The sequence below is a fragment of the Kitasatospora sp. NPDC056181 genome (assembly GCF_042266225.1).
Taxonomy (GTDB): Bacteria; Actinomycetota; Actinomycetes; order Streptomycetales; family Streptomycetaceae; genus Kitasatospora.
In genome coordinates, this window is sequence record NZ_JBHJUK010000055.1 from 37,290 (window position 1) to 52,426 (window position 15,137).

Annotated in this window: 16 protein-coding genes and 1 pseudogene; 11 read left to right on the plus strand and 6 right to left on the minus strand. The window is 73.4% G+C overall.

Annotated elements, in window-relative coordinates:
• The first annotated feature begins 54 nt into the window (after positions 1 to 54).
• Positions 55 to 1,065, plus strand: coding sequence for a hypothetical protein (locus ACFC1F_RS21440; RefSeq protein ID WP_376160353.1), 1,011 nt, complete (start codon positions 55 to 57; stop codon positions 1,063 to 1,065).
• 10 nt (positions 1,066 to 1,075) lie between these two features.
• On the opposite strand, the gene ACFC1F_RS21445 is transcribed toward ACFC1F_RS21440, so the two are convergent.
• The 3 genes from ACFC1F_RS21445 to ACFC1F_RS21455 all read right to left on the minus strand — a co-directional run bounded on the left by ACFC1F_RS21445 (position 1,076) and on the right by ACFC1F_RS21455 (position 4,490).
• A complete protein-coding gene (locus ACFC1F_RS21445) occupies positions 1,076 to 1,699 on the minus strand; it encodes a PhoU domain-containing protein (RefSeq protein WP_376160355.1) in 624 nt (207 codons plus the stop codon).
• 611 nt (positions 1,700 to 2,310) lie between these two features.
• Positions 2,311 to 3,741, minus strand: a complete 1,431-nt coding sequence (locus ACFC1F_RS21450; RefSeq protein WP_376160357.1) for a sensor histidine kinase — start codon at positions 3,739 to 3,741, stop codon at positions 2,311 to 2,313.
• Between the two features lie 32 nt (positions 3,742 to 3,773).
• Positions 3,774 to 4,490: a response regulator transcription factor gene (locus ACFC1F_RS21455; RefSeq protein ID WP_376160381.1), complete on the minus strand. Its 717-nt coding sequence runs from the start codon at positions 4,488 to 4,490 to the stop codon at positions 3,774 to 3,776.
• A gap of 226 nt (positions 4,491 to 4,716) precedes the next feature.
• On the opposite strand from ACFC1F_RS21455, the gene ACFC1F_RS21460 reads away from it, so the two are divergent.
• Genes ACFC1F_RS21460 through ACFC1F_RS21470 form a run of 3 tightly spaced genes read left to right on the plus strand, consistent with a single transcriptional unit; the run spans position 4,717 to position 7,528 of the window.
• Positions 4,717 to 6,072, plus strand: coding sequence for a ferric reductase-like transmembrane domain-containing protein (locus ACFC1F_RS21460; protein ID WP_376160358.1), 1,356 nt, complete (start codon positions 4,717 to 4,719; stop codon positions 6,070 to 6,072).
• Between the two features lie 19 nt (positions 6,073 to 6,091).
• Positions 6,092 to 6,628 carry an FMN-binding protein gene (locus tag ACFC1F_RS21465; RefSeq protein ID WP_376160360.1) on the plus strand — a complete coding sequence of 179 codons (537 nt, stop codon included), beginning with the start codon at positions 6,092 to 6,094 and terminating at the stop codon, positions 6,626 to 6,628.
• A 30-nt stretch (positions 6,629 to 6,658) separates the two neighbouring features.
• Positions 6,659 to 7,528 carry an FAD:protein FMN transferase gene (locus tag ACFC1F_RS21470; protein ID WP_376160362.1) on the plus strand — a complete coding sequence of 290 codons (870 nt, stop codon included), beginning with the start codon at positions 6,659 to 6,661 and terminating at the stop codon, positions 7,526 to 7,528.
• On the opposite strand, the gene ACFC1F_RS21475 is transcribed toward ACFC1F_RS21470, so the two are convergent.
• Positions 7,519 to 7,782, minus strand: coding sequence for a hypothetical protein (locus ACFC1F_RS21475; RefSeq protein WP_376160364.1), 264 nt, complete (start codon positions 7,780 to 7,782; stop codon positions 7,519 to 7,521). The genes ACFC1F_RS21470 and ACFC1F_RS21475 overlap by 10 nt on opposite strands.
• Positions 7,783 to 7,895: 113 nt before the next feature.
• On the opposite strand from ACFC1F_RS21475, the gene ACFC1F_RS21480 reads away from it, so the two are divergent.
• Positions 7,896 to 8,573, plus strand: a complete 678-nt coding sequence (locus tag ACFC1F_RS21480) for a hypothetical protein (protein ID WP_376160366.1) — start codon at positions 7,896 to 7,898, stop codon at positions 8,571 to 8,573.
• 31 nt (positions 8,574 to 8,604) lie between these two features.
• Positions 8,605 to 9,300, plus strand: coding sequence for a hypothetical protein (locus ACFC1F_RS21485; protein WP_376160367.1), 696 nt, complete (start codon positions 8,605 to 8,607; stop codon positions 9,298 to 9,300).
• Positions 9,301 to 9,492: 192 nt separating this feature from the next.
• Here the strand turns inward: ACFC1F_RS21485 and ACFC1F_RS21490 are convergent, their stop codons facing one another.
• Positions 9,493 to 10,095 (minus strand): CBS domain-containing protein, encoded by a 603-nt coding sequence (locus tag ACFC1F_RS21490; protein ID WP_376160369.1) that lies wholly within the window; start codon positions 10,093 to 10,095, stop codon positions 9,493 to 9,495.
• A 9-nt stretch (positions 10,096 to 10,104) separates the two neighbouring features.
• Entirely contained in the window at positions 10,105 to 10,800 is a 696-nt protein-coding gene (locus ACFC1F_RS21495; RefSeq protein WP_376160371.1) for a CBS domain-containing protein, read from the minus strand.
• 197 nt (positions 10,801 to 10,997) lie between these two features.
• Between ACFC1F_RS21495 and ACFC1F_RS21500 the strand changes: the two genes are divergently transcribed.
• From ACFC1F_RS21500 to ACFC1F_RS21520, 5 genes and pseudogenes are all read left to right on the plus strand, one after another.
• The gene (locus tag ACFC1F_RS21500; protein WP_376160373.1) at positions 10,998 to 12,422 is read left to right on the plus strand and encodes an MBL fold metallo-hydrolase RNA specificity domain-containing protein; all 1,425 of its coding nucleotides are present in this window, start codon (positions 10,998 to 11,000) and stop codon (positions 12,420 to 12,422) included.
• A gap of 165 nt (positions 12,423 to 12,587) precedes the next feature.
• Complete coding sequence (locus ACFC1F_RS21505; RefSeq protein WP_209410776.1) at positions 12,588 to 12,869, plus strand: dsRBD fold-containing protein; 282 nt, start codon at positions 12,588 to 12,590, stop codon at positions 12,867 to 12,869.
• Between the two features lie 147 nt (positions 12,870 to 13,016).
• Positions 13,017 to 13,928 carry a universal stress protein gene (locus tag ACFC1F_RS21510; RefSeq protein WP_376160375.1) on the plus strand — a complete coding sequence of 304 codons (912 nt, stop codon included), beginning with the start codon at positions 13,017 to 13,019 and terminating at the stop codon, positions 13,926 to 13,928.
• A 248-nt stretch (positions 13,929 to 14,176) separates the two neighbouring features.
• Complete coding sequence (locus ACFC1F_RS21515; protein ID WP_376160377.1) at positions 14,177 to 14,830, plus strand: DUF4389 domain-containing protein; 654 nt, start codon at positions 14,177 to 14,179, stop codon at positions 14,828 to 14,830.
• Between the two features lie 169 nt (positions 14,831 to 14,999).
• Positions 15,000 to 15,137 (plus strand): annotated as a pseudogene (locus tag ACFC1F_RS21520) (MarR family transcriptional regulator); the annotation flags it as partial.

A 15,137-nucleotide genomic window follows, 5' to 3' on the forward strand; every position in this document is an offset into this window, starting at 1 on the left:
AAGGCTGATACTGGGAGGGCGCAGAGCTTTCCACGACGGACAGCGAGGTCGGCGATGGCGGCCGTGACGTTGAGCGTGCTCCGCGAGCGACATCAGGGAGAGACACGGGTGGCGCTCGTCCCGGAAGGCGTGCGTGACGTCGGCGCCCTCGGGCTGAGCGTCCTGGTCGAGGGCGGCGCAGGAGCCGTCGCGGGCTTCACCGGCGCTGTGTACCGGGCAGCCGGGGCGCGCGTCGTCTCCAGCGCCGAGGTGACCTCGGCGGACATCGTGGTCACGGTCCGGCGGCCCACGGTCGACACACTCGGGCCAATGCGCCGCGGGCAGATCCTCATCGGCCTGCTGCGACCGATGCACGCCCCCTTCGTGGTCCGCCGGTGGGCCGACGAGGGGGCGACCCTGATCAGTCTGGACCAGCTGTCGGCCACGGCCGGCCCCCCGAGCCCCTTGGACGCGGCGGCGGGCCAGGCGGAGTTCGCCGGGTCCGAGGCCGTCCGCCTGGCCGCCGACCGGCTCGGCCGGGAACCGGCCGGCGTCCTGGTTCTCGGGGGTGGCCCTGACGCTCGGCGGGCGGTCGAGACGGCGCGGTTGCTCGGCGCGGAGGTGCAGGTCCGCCGAACGGGTGAGCGAGCAGCGGCGGCGGTCCTGCCGTCCTTCGACATCGTGATCAGCACGGTCGAGCCCTCTGGCAACATCCCGGCGCCGCTGCTGCTCGACGACGACGCCCTCCGCAGGCTCCGACCGGGGTCAGTGGTGGTGGACCTGGCCTGCGGACCCTACGGGCGCACCGTCGCCGGAGCCGAGCCCGGCGTCGAGCAGGTGCTCGCCGACGGCGTCACCGTGATCGGCGCCGGCGACCTCGCCGCCCATGTCCCGGCGGCCGCCTCCGCCGCCTTCTCCCGCTCCGTCACCGCACTGCTGGCCCGCCTCGTCCACGACGGACGACCGGTCGTCGACCTGACCGAACCGGCTCTGGCCGAGCTGGTCATCGCCCATGACGGCAGCGTCCGCCATGCCGGCGTCCTGCGCAGCCTCACGGCGACGACCGCCGTGGCGGGCCTGCCGTAGGCGCGGGCGGCTACGGCGACTCGGCGAACAGCGCCGCGAACCGGGCCGCCGACAGCGCATGGTGCGCACAGCGCGCGAAGGACGCCGCCAGCAGCACAGCGTCCAGCACGTCCGTCGGGTCGGTCGCCCCTTCGCGGATGATCCGCTCGTACAGCAGCCGTTGGCGCTGGGCGGCCGCATTGGGCCCGTCATGCAGGTCGGCGACGGTCGCCGCGGACGGCTCCCGCAGCGCCGCCGCGGCCAGCGTCACCATGCCGAGCACCAGGTCGGCGAGCCCTCCCAACGGGGTGCGGAGCTCCTCGGGGAACGGGCCCCTGACGCGCCGCGCCGAGGCGATCTCCCCGATCTGCCGGGCCTGGTCGGCCAGGTGCCGCAGGTCTCCGCCGATGTGGATCTCGGCCACGACGTCTCGGAGGCCCTGCGGCCTTGTGCCCTCGACCGCGAGAACGACCGTGAGGTCGTCCTCCAGGTCTTCGAACAGCGGCCGCACCGCTCGCTCGGCCGCCTCCAGTTCCCGGCCGACCTCGACGGCCGGCGAGCCGAGCACCGCCTCCGTCACCCGCCGCAGCGCCTCCGTGACCAGGTCCGCCTGGTCGGCCAGCCGCTCGCAGGTGCGCGCGTGGGTATGGGCCATCCTCCGTCTCCCGTTCCGAGCCCGGCGACCGGTTTCGCACCACTCGTACTGGCGCCGCCTGCCGGACACATGGACGCCGCCGCTCGGGCATCCTCCGGCGTGCTGTGGTTCCAGCCTGCACCGCCCGGGGCCGGGCGGCGCGTCGGGTCAGCGGCCCGTGCACCGTTCAGCGCCGAGCGGTCCGTGACCGGCTGCGGCTCCCGCGCGGCGCTCCGGGCGGTCTCACCCAGGCGCGGGCCGTGAAGCCGTTCGACACTGACCGCGATGCCCGGGGCCGAGCCCCTGGCCGCGGCGGCCGGAACGGACGACGGAGCGGCCGAGGCCACCCAACCGTCTCGGCGCCGCCCCGGACTCGCTCTCCGCGACTGACCCGGGCCCCGGCACCGCCCACGAACCGGACAACACCGTGAACTGTCCCATCGTCGTCGGATTCGACGGCTCGCCGGAGAGTCCCGACGCCACCGACTGGGCGGCCGGGGAGGCCCCCACGGCCGACACCCAGGCACAGGACGTCCTGATCGGCCCGGCCTCGACGTCCGGCCGCCGCCGACGCTCTCACCTTCGTCATCGAAGCCGCCGCACTGCGCTCGGCACGTCTGCGAGCGGTCAGGTCAGGGCGCGGCCCGGAGACGAACGTTCAACACGGTGCGGCCAGGGCGGCTCGCCAGCTCCAGCGCGCCACCGTGTGCTTGGACCACCGCCTGCACGATCGACAGACCGAGCCCGGTCGACCCGGTCGTGCGCGAGCGGGCCCGGTCGCCCCGGACGAAGCGTTCGAACACCCGGCCGGCCAGCTCGGGCGGGATTCCGGGGCCGTTGTCGGTGACAGCCATCCGGACCTGCTCCCCGAACCGCGCCAGACTGAGTTCGACCTCGGTACCGGGTGGTGTGTGGGTGTGGGCGTTCGCCAGCAGATTGGCCACCACCTGGTTCAGCCGGTGGGTGTCCCCACGCACGAGAAGGGGTTCCTCGGGCAGGGCCAGACGCCAGCGGTGCTCCGGTCCGGCGGCTCGGGCGTCCGCCAACGCGTCCAGCGCGATCCGGGTCAGGTCGACCTCCTCGTCAGCCAGCGGGCGGCCGGCGTCCAGCCGGGCGAGCAGCAGCAGGTCCTCGACGATCATCCCCATCCGGCCCGCTTCGGCGTTGATCCGTTCCAATGAGTGACGCACCGGCTCGGGCACTTCACCGGGATGACGCAACGCGAGTTCGGCATGCCCGCGGACCGCGGCCACGGGGGTGCGCAGTTCGTGGCTGGCGTCGGCGGCGAACGCCCGCAGGCGTTCCTCCACGGCGTGCCGGCGGGCCAGTGCGGCCCCCACGTGATCGAGCATCCGGTTGAGGGCCGTGCCGACCCGGCCGACCTCCGTGCGCGGATCGTCGTCCGGAACTCGTTCGGCGAGGGTGACGGCGCCGCTGGCGAGCGGCAGTGCGCTGACCTGCTCGGCCGTCCTCGCCACCCGGTCCAGCGGGCGCAGCGACCAACGGACCCAGAGCGCACCCGCGACTCCCGCCCCGGCGGCGGCCAGGGCGAACACCATGAGCTCCAGGGTGGCCAGCCGGTCGACCGTGTCCTCGACCTGCCGCAGGGGCAGTCCGCCGACCAGGACGTCTCCGTCCCGGCCGGCGACGGCGCGCACCCGGTAGGGGCCGGTTGCACCGCCCAGGTCGACGGTGCGGGCCGGCCCGCCGACCGGGAGGGCGGCGAGAGCACGCTGGCCGGCCGGCGACAGCGCCACCCGGTCGTCGTCGTTGGGATCGTCCGCATCGTCGGCGTCGCCGTCGACCACCCCGGTCGCGGTCACCCGGCCGTTCAGGAGCCGGGCACCGAAGGTGCCCGGCGCCTGGGCCCGGGTGTCGCCGCCCTGTCCGGCGTGCTCCAGGCTGGCCGCGTACCGCCCGCCGGAATCGGCGAGCTGTTGGTCGAGCCGGTCCACCAGGAAGTGGCGTAGCGCCGCAGTGGTGGCGAGCCCGACGGCGGTGCAGGTCACCACCAGGAGCACCAGCAGCCCGGCGATCAGCCGGGCGCGCAGTGTCCTCGGCATCAGCCGGCCCGCTCGGCCGCGCAGGCCGCCGGTCACGTGGCCGCCTTGATCAGGTAGCCGGCCCCGCGCACGGTGTGGATCATAGGTGCCCGGCCGGCGTCCACCTTCTTGCGCAGGTAGCTGATGTACAGCTCGACCACGTGCGCCTGGCCGCCGAAGTCGTAGGACCAGACGGCATCCAGGATCTGCGCCTTGCTCAGTACCTGCCGCGGGTGGTGCATCAGGTAGGCGAGGAGCGCGTACTCGGTGGGGCTCAGGTCGATGGTGTCGCCGCTCCGGGTGACCTCGCGCGCCTGCTCGTCGAGGACGAGGTCCCCGAGTACCAGCGCGTGCGCGGGCGGGGGATGCGCCGCCCCGGGCGGTGCGGTGCGGCGGAGCAGTCCGCGCAGCCGGACAACGACCTCGGCCAGGCTGAACGGTTTGGTCACGTAGTCGTCGCCGCCTGCGGCGATGCCCGCGATGCGGTCTTCGACCGCGTCCCGGGCGGTGAGGAAGAGCACCCGCACTTCCGGCTGCTCCTCGTGGACGCGGCGCAGCACCTCCATGCCGTCGAGGTCCGGGAGCATCATGTCGAGCACGATGGCGTGCGGCCGCCAGGACGCCGCGGTCCGGACGGCGGCCAGGCCGGTGGTCTCGCCCAGGGCCTGCCAGCCCTCGTAGCGGACCGCGCCGCAGACCACCTCGACCAGGTCGGGTTCGTCGTCCACCACGAGCACTCGCCAGGCGCGCGTGTCGGCGGTGTCGTCCATGGTGCTCCCTCGGCATGCGCTGTCGTCGGCGTTCATTCTGGTCACGCGACGATGAGAAAGCCATGAGATCGGATCTGCCGGGTGATCCGGCGGGACAGGCTCTGAGCTGCGCCGATACCGCTCGGACCGGCGGGGGCGCCGGCGCGGGTTCAGAGGCAACTGAGAGCTTGCGGTGCCATCGTGATCACCCCGGCGGCCACCGCCGCCGGCAGGAAGGAGAATCCCGATGGCCAGCGTCGCTCCGCCGCGCTCCGTGAGCCCGATGCATCTGGCGGCACCGCGGCGTCCGGCCGCCACTGCGCCGGCCGCCGCCCTCGGGCTGATCGCCGCGGGCGCGCTCGGTGTCGTCGCGCTGTGGTGGACGGACACCACCGCGGTCACCGGTGCGGCCGGCTGGCTGACCGGTGCGGGCCGGATCACCGGCCTGCTCGCCGGGTACGCGGCAGCCGTGCTGCTCCTGCTCATGGCCCGGCTGCCACCGCTGGAACGCGAGGTCGGCGCCGACCGCCTGGCCCGCTGGCACGCCTTCGGCGGCCGCTGGCTGGTGGCCACGGTGACCGCGCACGTGCTCACGATCGTCTGGGGATACGCCCTGACGGACGGCCGCGGAGTGCTCGGCGAGGGCGTGGAGATCGCGTTCCACTTCCCCGAGATGCTCAAGGCCACCTTGGCCACGCTCCTGATGCTGGGCACCGGCGCGGTGTCCGCCCGGGCTGCGCGCCGCCGGCTCTCCTACGAGACCTGGTACTACCTCCACCTGGCGACCTACCTGGCGGTGGCCCTGGCCTTCGGGCACCAGCTGGCCACCGGTGCCGACCTCGGCGGCGGCCCGGGCCGGGCCGCCTGGTGCGCTCTCTACCTCGTCACCGCGGGCCTGCTGGGCTGGTACCGGCTGATGCGACCGTGGCTGCGCGACCGCCGCCATCGGCTCACGGTGGCCGAAGTCCGCCCCGAGGGCCCCGACGTGGTGTCCGTCTTCCTGCGAGGGCAGCGACTGGACGAGTTGCGGGCCGAGCCCGGGCAGTTCTTCCGGCTGCAGTTCGACGCGCCCGGCCTGCGCTGGGCCGCCAACCCGTATTCGCTGTCCGCGCCGCCGCACCAGGACTTCCTGCGATTCACCGTCAAGGACCTCGGCGGGCACAGTGCGGCGGTGGCCTCGCTGCGCCCGGGCACCCGCGTCCGCGCCGAGGGCCCGTACGGGGCCTTCACGGCACGGGTGCAGCGACGGCGCCGCGTCCTGCTGATCGGAGCGGGCGTGGGAGTCACCCCGCTGCGGGCCCTGTTCGAGACGATGCCGGGCGAGGTGATCCTGGTGCAGCGGGCCCGGCGCCGGGAGGACCTCCTCTTTCGGGAGGAGCTGTCGGAGGTCGCCCACCGACGCGGTGGACGGGTGTACGAGCTGGTCGGGTCAAGGGCACAGGTCGGCGACCTGGGGACGGCCCTCGCCCGGCTGCTCCCCGGCCTCGCCGACCACGAGGTCTACCTGTGCGGACCGGAGGCCATGGCCGAGGAGGCCGTGCGTTCACTGCGGGCCGCCGGGGTACGGCGCGGCCGTATCCACCGCGAGTCCTTCACCTTCTGATCCCCGAGGAGCACCTCCCATGCGCCGAGCCGTCGTCAGCACCGCCGCCACCGCGGCCGGAATCGTCCTGCTGCTGTCCCTGAAGCCGCACCAGGCCGCCGGCCCGACGGCGGTCATCAGCTCGGACGGGAGCGACGCGCCCGGCGCCGCCGCCGGGCCGTCGGACGCTGCCTCGCCGTCCGCGGGCGCCACAGGATCGACCGGCGGGAGGGGGCCGTCATCGGGGGCGACCGGCCCGGGCGGGACGGGGCCGTCATCGGCGGCAACCGTCGCGGGCGGGACACGGAAGGTCATCGGCAACGCGGCGAACACCCGGTACGGGCTGGTGCAGGTCGAGGTCACCCTCTCCGGCAGCCGGATCACCACCGTCGACGTCATCAAGTACCCGACGGAGGACCGTCGGGACCGGGAGATCAACAGCTCTGCCCTGCCGCTGCTCAACCAGGAGGCGATAGCCGCCCAGAGCGCCGGGATCGACGTGGTCAGCGGCGCCACCTTCACCAGCCAGGGCTACATTCGTTCCCTGCAGAGCGCCCTCGACCGGGCTGGGCGCTGAGCTGCCGTGCTCCGCCACACCGAACCGGTCATGGGCACCGTCTTCTCGATCGTCGTCCGCGACCCCGGCCCGGACACCCCGGCGGTGTTCCGGGACATCACCGACCGGCTGCAGCGAATCGACGCGGTCTTCTCCACCTACCGGACGGACAGCGACATCAGCCGCCTCGACCGCGGCGAACTCGACCTCGACAGCTGCGCCCCGGAGGTCCGCCAGGTGCACACGGCCTGCCGCGAAGTCGCCGAGGAGACCGACGGCTACTTCACCGACCGGCCCGGCGGCCGACTCGACCCCAGCGGCTGGGTCAAGGGCTGGGCGGTCGAGGAGGCAGCCCGGATGCTCCACGCCGCCGGATCCCGGCAGTTCTGCGTCAGCGGCGGCGGCGACGTCCAGACCGCGGGCGGCCCGTGGCGGATCGGCATCGCCCACCCGCTGCGGCAGGGCCGGCTCGCCGCCGTCCTGGGCGGCAGCGGCCTCGCGGTGGCCACATCCGGCACCGCCGAGCGCGGACCGCACATCCTGGACCCGCACACCGGGTGCCCCGTGACCGGCCTGGCCTCACTGACCCTGATCACCGGCCCGGGCACCGGAATCGCCCGCACCGACGCCTGGACCACCGCCGCCTTCGCCATGGGCCCGGACCGCGCCCTCGCCTGGGCCTCCCGCCGGCCCGGCGTCGAGGCCCTCGCCGTCCTGCCCGACGGCACCAAGCGCTGGACCGACGGCCTGCCCCGCCACCTCACGCCGAGCGGCCCGGCCGACTGGTACCCGAACCCCGCGCACGGTGGCAACACTTCAGAGCTGCCCCGGAGTGGAAGCCCCGGCGCGTACCGGCCGAGCAGCTCCACCGACTTGCCGACGGAAGTCCTGCCGCCCTCCGGGGGTACGGTTCAGCCCTGATGTGCCGGGCCCGGAGGGCACGCCGGGGGCGAGTCGCCGAGGTCGGCAATCCGAGCGCCGAAGATACGCCATCGGCGCTCGTTGTCGTGTACGAGTTCGGCCGACTCACTGAGAAGGTCGGCGGCGCGGGCAATGAGCTCGGCTGCCGAGTAGAGCTTTCGCTGGTCGTCGGAGCCCCTGGCCAGCGCTGATCTGAGGGACACAGGGTGGAATTCCACACCGCCGAGGATGTCCGCAGTGCCGGCCTCGTCCATCGGCGGAGGGGCGCCCCCACGGCGGTGCTGGTGCCCAGCGCGTCGGCCCGCGCCCGGGACGGACCTTCCGCTGCCCGGTGGCGTCACCGAGTGGGGAGAGCAACGCTCGGAGTATGAGCGGACACCGACTTGCCCTCGGGCCGGCCGCCGTCGCCACCGCCGTGGTAGCCCTGGCCCTGCACGGCGTGATCCTGCGGCCGAGGATGCTGACCTGGGGCGCGACCCCCGACGAGGCGGCGCGCGGCTACCCCGGCGATGATCTCGTCCCCGAGGCCGACAGTTCCTCGACCATGGCCACGACCCTCCCCGCGCCACCGGAACAGGTCTGGCCCTGGCTGGTGCAGATGGGAGGCGACCGCGCAGGCTGGTACAGCTGGGACAGGTTGGACCACATGGGTGAACCGAGCGCCGACGTGATCGTGCCCGCGTGGCAGAGCCTGGAGGAGGGGCAGCGTCTGATCGCGGCACCGGACGGCCAGTCCTGGTTCACCGTGGCGCTCCTGGAGCCCGAGCAGACGTTGGTGCTGCAGTCGAACCTGGAGCTGCCGTCCGGACACTCCTTCGACGCCCGCTCCACTCCTCTGCCCCGCGCCTACATGGACGGTGTCTGGGGCTTCCACCTCCGGCCCGTACCCGGTGGCGGGACCCGTCTGGTGGTCCGTACGCGCGGCTTGAGCAGACCACGACGGTTCACCTGGCCGTTCGACCTGCTGTTCGGCGAACCCGCGCACTTCATCATGCAGACCCGCCAGTTCCACAACCTGCGCACGCGGCTCGGCCGCGCCTCGTGACCGCAGGACCGCCCGTCCCCCGGAGGCCGCGATGTACGCCGACTCGACTGCCGATCCCACTGGTACGCAGTTGCTCCTGGACGGCGTGCTGCCCGAGTTCGGGTACTCCCGCCTCGAAAGTGTGGCCATCGCCGCCGCACCGCCCGTCACTTACGAAGCCGCCCGAACACTGGACCTGCTCACCGTCCACTCACCGCTCCTCAACGCGGCCATGTGGGCACGCGGACTTCCGGACCGGCTCCGCGGCCGACCCGAACCGACCCCGCCGACTCTGCGGGTGGCCGACCTCTTCGATACCCCCGGGGAAGCCTGGGGCGATCAGCCCTGGGTGGCTCTCGGCGAGAATCCGGGACGCGAGCTCGTCTTCGGGGCGGTCGGAAAGCCGTGGCAGGCCTCGATCGAATGGCGCCGGGTCGGATCGCAGGACTTCACGCCGTTCGACGAGTCGGGCTGGGCGAAGATGGCAGCCGCTCTCGTCGTCCACTCCTACGGCACCCACCGGTCGCTGCTCACCTACGAGGCCCGAACCGCCTGCACCGACCCCGCGGCCGACGACCGCTTCGGCCGCTATTGGGCGCTCGTCTCCCCCGGCGTCGGCGTCGTCCTGCGTGGCACGCTCCACGCCGTCAGGAAGGCCGCAGAACAGCGCGCCCGGCCCGACGCCAAGGTGCTCCGCGAGCACCACACAAGCCCGAGCGGGGAACACAGACATCGTCCTTGCCGTTGAGCATCGATCCGACTGGCCCCTGCCACACATGCCACACCAGAGAAGGTCGACAGCGCCGCGCTACAACTCGCTCACCTTCGACGAACCGGTGCGCGCCGACGTGATCGTGGACACCACCGCGCGACCTTCGACATCAAGATGGCGGCGCTGCGCGAGCACGAGAGCCAGCCGCCCGTACGGCTGCCTCCGCGGTCAGGCCGGTGCGGCGAGTCGCAGTTCGACACCGACCACGCCGGGCACGGACCGCACCAAACGCTCCAGGACCGGTGCGGAGACGGCGTCGGGCAGGTCACCGGACAGGGTGATCCGGCCGTCCTCGCACCGGACGTCGGTGTCGACCGGGGCGGCCGGGCCGAGCGTGGCGACCAGTTCGAAACGCACCCGGTCGGCGAGTTCGCGGTCGTCGCCGAGGTAGACCTTCAGCAGGTCGCCCCGGCTGACGATGCCGACCAGGTAGTCCTCCTCGTCGACCACCGGAAGCCGCTTGAGGTGGCCACGGGCCATCGCCCGGGCCGCCTCGCCGAACGGGCTGCCGGGGTGGACCGTGACGGCGGGGACGGACATCATCCGCCCGGCGGTCAGGGCGTCGGCACGCTCGCCGTCCCGGTCGCGGGTGGTGAGCAGGTCGGCCTCGGAAACCACGCCGATCACCCGGCCGTCGCCGGTCAGGACGGGGACCGCGCTGACCTGCCAGCGCCGGAGGGTCTCGGCGATCTCGCGGAAGTCCGCGTCGCGGCCGACGGCGACCACCGCGTGGGTCATGACGTCGGCGACGGTACTCGGTGTGCTGGTCACGGTGGTCTCCTACGAAGCGGCGTGGTAGGCGCGGGGGTGTTCGAGCCGGGGGCCGGTGTCGTCCTCCGTCCAGTCGAGCGTGGCGTGGACGGCGACCACGCCGTCGACGGCGCGGCAGAGCTGTTCGGCGATCGGGATGAGGCTGCGGCGGGGAAGCCGCCCCTCCAGGGTGGCCACGCCGTCGTGCACCGTCACCCGGACGTCGCCGGGCGCCAGCCAGAGGGTCTGGCCCAGCACGTCGTGCGCGATCTCCTCGCGGATGGCGGCGTCGTGGCGTAGGAAGACCTGGAGCAGGTCCCTGCGGCTGACGATGCCGACCAGGCGGCCGGCCTCGTCGATCACGGGCAGGCGCTTGACCCTGTGCTTGTCCATGGCCCGGGCCGCTTCGGGCACCGACCAACCGGGGCGGGCGGTGACGGCGGGGCTGGTCATCAGCCCGCCGGCGGTCTCCGCCTCGGCACGGGCGCGGTCCTTCGCGTCCAGCCAGCGACCGGGGTAGCGGCCCTCCGGGTCAGGCAGGACGGCCTCCTTGCGGATCAGGTCGGCCTCGGACACCATCCCGAGCGGGCGGTCCTGGTCGTCGAGCACCGGGATCGCGGTGATGTCGTTGCGGTGGAACAGCGCCGCGATCTCCTTGAACGGCGTGTCGGGCCGGGCGGTGACGACCTCACGGGTCATCACGTCGTTGACGCTGCGGTGCTGCATCGTCCTCACTCCTCCTCGAAGCTCCTCCTCGAAGCTCCTCCTCGAACGGGCCCGTAGGGAGGGTCCCGCCTTCACTCTCCGCCTGTCGCACGCCTGCGCACAGGGCCGACCGGACCAGGTCGACCGGGCCGCTTCGGCCCAGGACAACGCGGCCGGTGAGGGTGAGGATGGGAGAACCCGACCTCGACGGAGGCGTCATGACCACGGACAGCGGCGGGCCCCGGCCGCAGCCCAGGCCGGGCCTGCTGACCTTCCTCGGCGGCGTGGGCACCGTCACCGGCAGCAAGTTCCTGGTCGAGACCGACCACGCCCGCCTGATGGTCGACTGCGGCCTGTTCCAGGGCCTGGCCGAACTGCGCCGCCGCAACCGGCGCCCGCTGCCGCTGGACCCGGCCGACGTCCGGGCCGTCGTCCTCACCCACGCCCACCTGGACCACTGCGGCTACCTGCCCCGCCTCGTCCGCGACGGCTTCCGCGGGCCGGTGCTCACCACCCCCGACACCGCCCGGATCGCAGAGCTGATCCTGCGCGACAGCGCCCACCTGCTCCGCGAGGAGGCGGAGCACGCCAACACGCACGGGTGGTCCAAACACCGGCCCGCCGAACCGCTCTACGACGACGAGGACGTCGAGAACGCGCTGAGGATGTTCGACCCCGTCCCGCTGGACACCGACGTCGAGATCACCGCCGGGATCGTGCTCCGGCTGCACCGCGCCGGGCACATCCTCGGGTCCGCCTGGGCCCACCTCACCCTGGAGGACGGCCGCACCCTGGCCGCCAGCGGCGACCTCGGCCGCCCCGTCCACCCGCTGCTGCGCCCGCCCGAACCCTTCACCGGCGCCGACGTGCTGCTGATGGAGTCGACGTACGGCCACCGGCACCACGAGGAGACGGCGGCCCGCGAGTGGTTCGCCCAGGCGCTGGAACGGACCCTGGCACGCGGCGGGACCGTCGTCATCCCCTCGTTCGCGGTCGACCGCACCGAGGTGGTGCTGCACCAGCTCGCCGAACTGCGCCGCACGGGCCGGCTGCCGGCCGGCGTCCCCGTGTACGTGGACAGCCCGATGGCGCTCGCGACCCTTCAGATCTACCGCGAGGCCTTCGCCTCGGGCTCGGACCAGCTGCGGCCGGACGTCCTGGCCCGGGGCCCCGCCGCCCTGGACCCGGCGCCGTTCACCCTGATCCACTCGCTCCAGGACTCGCTCGCCCTGGACCGCGCCCACGCTCCTGCGGTCATCGTGTCCGCCTCCGGCATGGCCACCGGCGGCCGGGTCGTCCACCACCTGCGCCACCTGCTGCCCGACGTCCGCAACACCGTCGTCGTGGTCGGCTACGCCGCCGAGGGCACCCGCGCCCGGGACCTCGTGAACGGCGCCCGCACACTGAAGATGTACGGGACGTACGTGCCGGTGCGCGCCAAGATCGTCAACGTCCCCGCCTTCTCCGCGCACGCCGACGCCGCCGAGATCATCGACTGGCTGCGCCCGGCCGCGCCGCCGAGCGCGGTGTACCTCGTCCACGGCGAGCCCGAGGGCTCCGAGGCCCTGCGCGACCGGATCGACCGCGAGCTCGGCTGGACGGCCGTGGTGCCCCGCTCCGGCGAGCGGGTGCTGATCCGCTGACCTCCGCCGGCCGGAGCACGGAGGCGGATGTCCGCCGCTGACGTCGATCGCGGGCCTCCCCGTGCCGGTGCACTCCACTCGGCCCACCATGGAAGTGCGGGAGGCGGCCGGCAGGCCGACCAACCGGTCGGCCGAAGCCGCCTCCGTCCGTGAGGAGAACCGCCCATGAACGCGAGCGCCGCTTCAGGCCCCGTCCGTACCAGGCGCTGGGAACTGCGACTGGACCTCTTCGAGGAGGGTGACGTCACCAAGGTCCACGCCGTGCTGGACACCGGCGACAACACGCTGGAGAGCCGCACCGAGGCCCACCGCAACCCGCACGACCCGCCCGTACCGGAGATCGGCGACGAGTACGCGGCCGGGCGCGCCCTGGTCGAGCTCGGGCACATGCTGCTCCGGGCGGGGATGACGGACGCGACCGCGAACGACCGGTCCGGCTCCGCCTGACACCGAGGAACCCGCCTGACATCAGGGGATCGTGGTGCACGCTCTCGGCCTCCGGACCGGCCGGCTGGCCGACGGGCGCCGGGGCCCGCCCTGCCGGGGCGATCGCTCACCGCACCGGGAGTCCCCTTCCCGACACCGGAGGTCGGCATGAACGGACCGATCGTGGTGGGCTTCGACGGCTCGCCCGAGAGCGTGGCAGCGACCGGCTGGGCCGCCCGTGAGGCGGTCCTCCGCGGGCTGCCGCTCGAACTCGTCGAGGCCTGGCCGTGGCGCAGGAACGATGTCCTCGGCACCGACGACGCGATCGCCTGGAGTCGGCAGAGGCTGGCGGCCAAGGAGGAGGAGCTCCGGGCCGTGCTCGCCTCGGGCGCCCAGGTCACCTCGGCCCACGTCCCCGAGGAGCCGGCCGAGGCCCTGGAGGCGGCCGGCCGGAACGCCGCCATGCTGGTTCTCGGCTCACGGGGGCTCGGCACACTCCGCGGCTACCTCGTCGGATCCGTCAGCCAGGAGGTACTGCGGCGGGCAGCCTGCCCGGTGGTGCTGGTCCGGGCAGAGGAGAGCGGTCCCACGACGGGCGGTCCCACGACGGACGCCTCGGCGACGGGCGGTCCCACGCCGGATGCCTCGGCGCAGGGCGATGTCGTGCTCGGCCTCGATCTCCGGCACGCCTGCGACGACGTCATCGCCTTCGCCTTCGAGGCCGCCCGGCTGCGCTCGGCGCCGCTCCGGGCGGTCCACGCCTGGATGCCGCCCACCGGCAGCGAGTACATGGCCTTCGCCGCGATCGGCAGCATGGACGCGGAGTTGTCGGCCGCCGAGCAGCACGAGTTCGCGGACACGCTGTCACCCTGGCGGTCGCGCCGGCCGCAGGTGACCGTGAACGCGGAACTCGTGCGCGGCCACGCCGCGGCCACCGTCGTCGAGGCCGCCGCCGGCGCGGACCTCCTGGTGGTCGGCCGCCGTGTCCGTCGGGCGCCGATCGGTGCGCACCTCGGGCCGGTGGCGCACGCCGCCATCCACCACGTGCAGTGCCCGGTCGCGGTCGTTCCGTACGAATGAAGCCGTTGCGCCACCGGTCCGGTGCGAGTGCGCCCGCCGTTGGCGTCGCCCGTGTTCCCGGAGCAGGCTGGAGGAAGGAGCTTCTCCGCGCCCTGCAGGGATGCGCACTGCAGGACGGCCGGGACGGGTTCGCCCGGCCGACCGGCCGCCCGGGTAGGCACGTGTTGCACGCATGTCCGCAAGGCACGCACGTCCGCAAGGCCACGTCCGCAAGGCACGCACGTCCGCAAGGGTCAGGAGGCCGCGCCATGGCCACCCCCACCACCTACCGGCCGGTCCGGCTGACGGCAGCGCTGGACACCCCGCTCTCGCGCTGGCTGTGGCTCGTGAAGTGGATCCTGGTGATCCCCCACCTCGTGGTGCTGGCCTTCCTCTGGATCGCCTTCGTCCTGGTGACGGTGGTCGCCTTCTTCGCGATCCTCTTCACCGAGCGCTACCCGCGCCCCCTGTTCGACTTCAACCTCGGCGTCCTGCGCTGGAGCTGGCGGGTCTCCTACTACGCGTACGGCGCGCTGGGCACCGACCGCTACCCGCCGTTCAGCCTGCGTGCCGAGCCGGACTACCCGGCGCGGCTCGACGTCGCGTACCCCGAGCGGCTGTCCCGGGGGCTGGTGCTGGTCAAGTGGTGGCTGCTCGCCATTCCGCAGTACCTGGTGGTCGGCGTCTTCAGCGGCGGCTGGCACGAGGGCTGGTACGGTTCCGGGCTGATCGGCCTGCTGGTGCTGATCTCCGCCGTCGGCCTGGCGTTCACGGGCACGTATCACCGCGACCTGTTCGACCTGATCGTCGGCCTCAACCGTTGGGCTATCAGGGTCGCCGCCTACGCGGCCCTGATGACCGACGAGTACCCGCCCTTCCGGCTCGACATGGGCGGCTCCGAGCCGGGCGGCGACGTGCGGTGAACGCCGGCCCGGGTCTCCGCCTGCCCGGTGCCCGCACGAGCCCCCACCGGACAGGCTGGTGAAGTCCCGGAGGATCGTCCCCGACGACCGGCCCGGCAGCAGCCGGGACACGGAGGCGAGAGCCCGAAAACAGTAGCCATGGACATAGTAGCCATGTACGCTATTTGCCATGAGCAAGGGTTCCACGGGCGCAACGCCCGGCTTCCTGGTGTGGCGGCTCGCCAACAAGTGGCGGGTCGCGGTCGATCGCGCGGTGGCCCCGCTGGGCCTCACCCACGCGCAGTACTCGGTGGTCGCCTCGCTGTAC

Bases quoted from the DNA above. Each gene is read 5' to 3' on its own strand.
- ACFC1F_RS21440 (WP_376160353.1), top strand. From the start codon at position 55: ATGGCGGCCGTGACGTTGAGCGTGCTCCGCGAGCGACATCAGGGAGAG.
- ACFC1F_RS21445 (WP_376160355.1), bottom strand. From the start codon at position 1,699: ATGGCCCATACCCACGCGCGCACCTGCGAGCGGCTGGCCGACCAGGCG.
- ACFC1F_RS21450 (WP_376160357.1), bottom strand. From the start codon at position 3,741: ATGCCGAGGACACTGCGCGCCCGGCTGATCGCCGGGCTGCTGGTGCTC.
- ACFC1F_RS21455 (WP_376160381.1), bottom strand. From the start codon at position 4,490: ATGGACGACACCGCCGACACGCGCGCCTGGCGAGTGCTCGTGGTGGAC.
- ACFC1F_RS21460 (WP_376160358.1), top strand. From the start codon at position 4,717: ATGGCCAGCGTCGCTCCGCCGCGCTCCGTGAGCCCGATGCATCTGGCG.
- ACFC1F_RS21465 (WP_376160360.1), top strand. From the start codon at position 6,092: ATGCGCCGAGCCGTCGTCAGCACCGCCGCCACCGCGGCCGGAATCGTC.
- ACFC1F_RS21470 (WP_376160362.1), top strand. From the start codon at position 6,659: ATGGGCACCGTCTTCTCGATCGTCGTCCGCGACCCCGGCCCGGACACC.
- ACFC1F_RS21475 (WP_376160364.1), bottom strand. From the start codon at position 7,782: ATGGACGAGGCCGGCACTGCGGACATCCTCGGCGGTGTGGAATTCCAC.
- ACFC1F_RS21480 (WP_376160366.1), top strand. From the start codon at position 7,896: ATGAGCGGACACCGACTTGCCCTCGGGCCGGCCGCCGTCGCCACCGCC.
- ACFC1F_RS21485 (WP_376160367.1), top strand. From the start codon at position 8,605: ATGTACGCCGACTCGACTGCCGATCCCACTGGTACGCAGTTGCTCCTG.
- ACFC1F_RS21495 (WP_376160371.1), bottom strand. From the start codon at position 10,800: ATGCAGCACCGCAGCGTCAACGACGTGATGACCCGTGAGGTCGTCACC.
- ACFC1F_RS21500 (WP_376160373.1), top strand. From the start codon at position 10,998: ATGACCACGGACAGCGGCGGGCCCCGGCCGCAGCCCAGGCCGGGCCTG.
- ACFC1F_RS21505 (WP_209410776.1), top strand. From the start codon at position 12,588: ATGAACGCGAGCGCCGCTTCAGGCCCCGTCCGTACCAGGCGCTGGGAA.
- ACFC1F_RS21510 (WP_376160375.1), top strand. From the start codon at position 13,017: ATGAACGGACCGATCGTGGTGGGCTTCGACGGCTCGCCCGAGAGCGTG.
- ACFC1F_RS21515 (WP_376160377.1), top strand. From the start codon at position 14,177: ATGGCCACCCCCACCACCTACCGGCCGGTCCGGCTGACGGCAGCGCTG.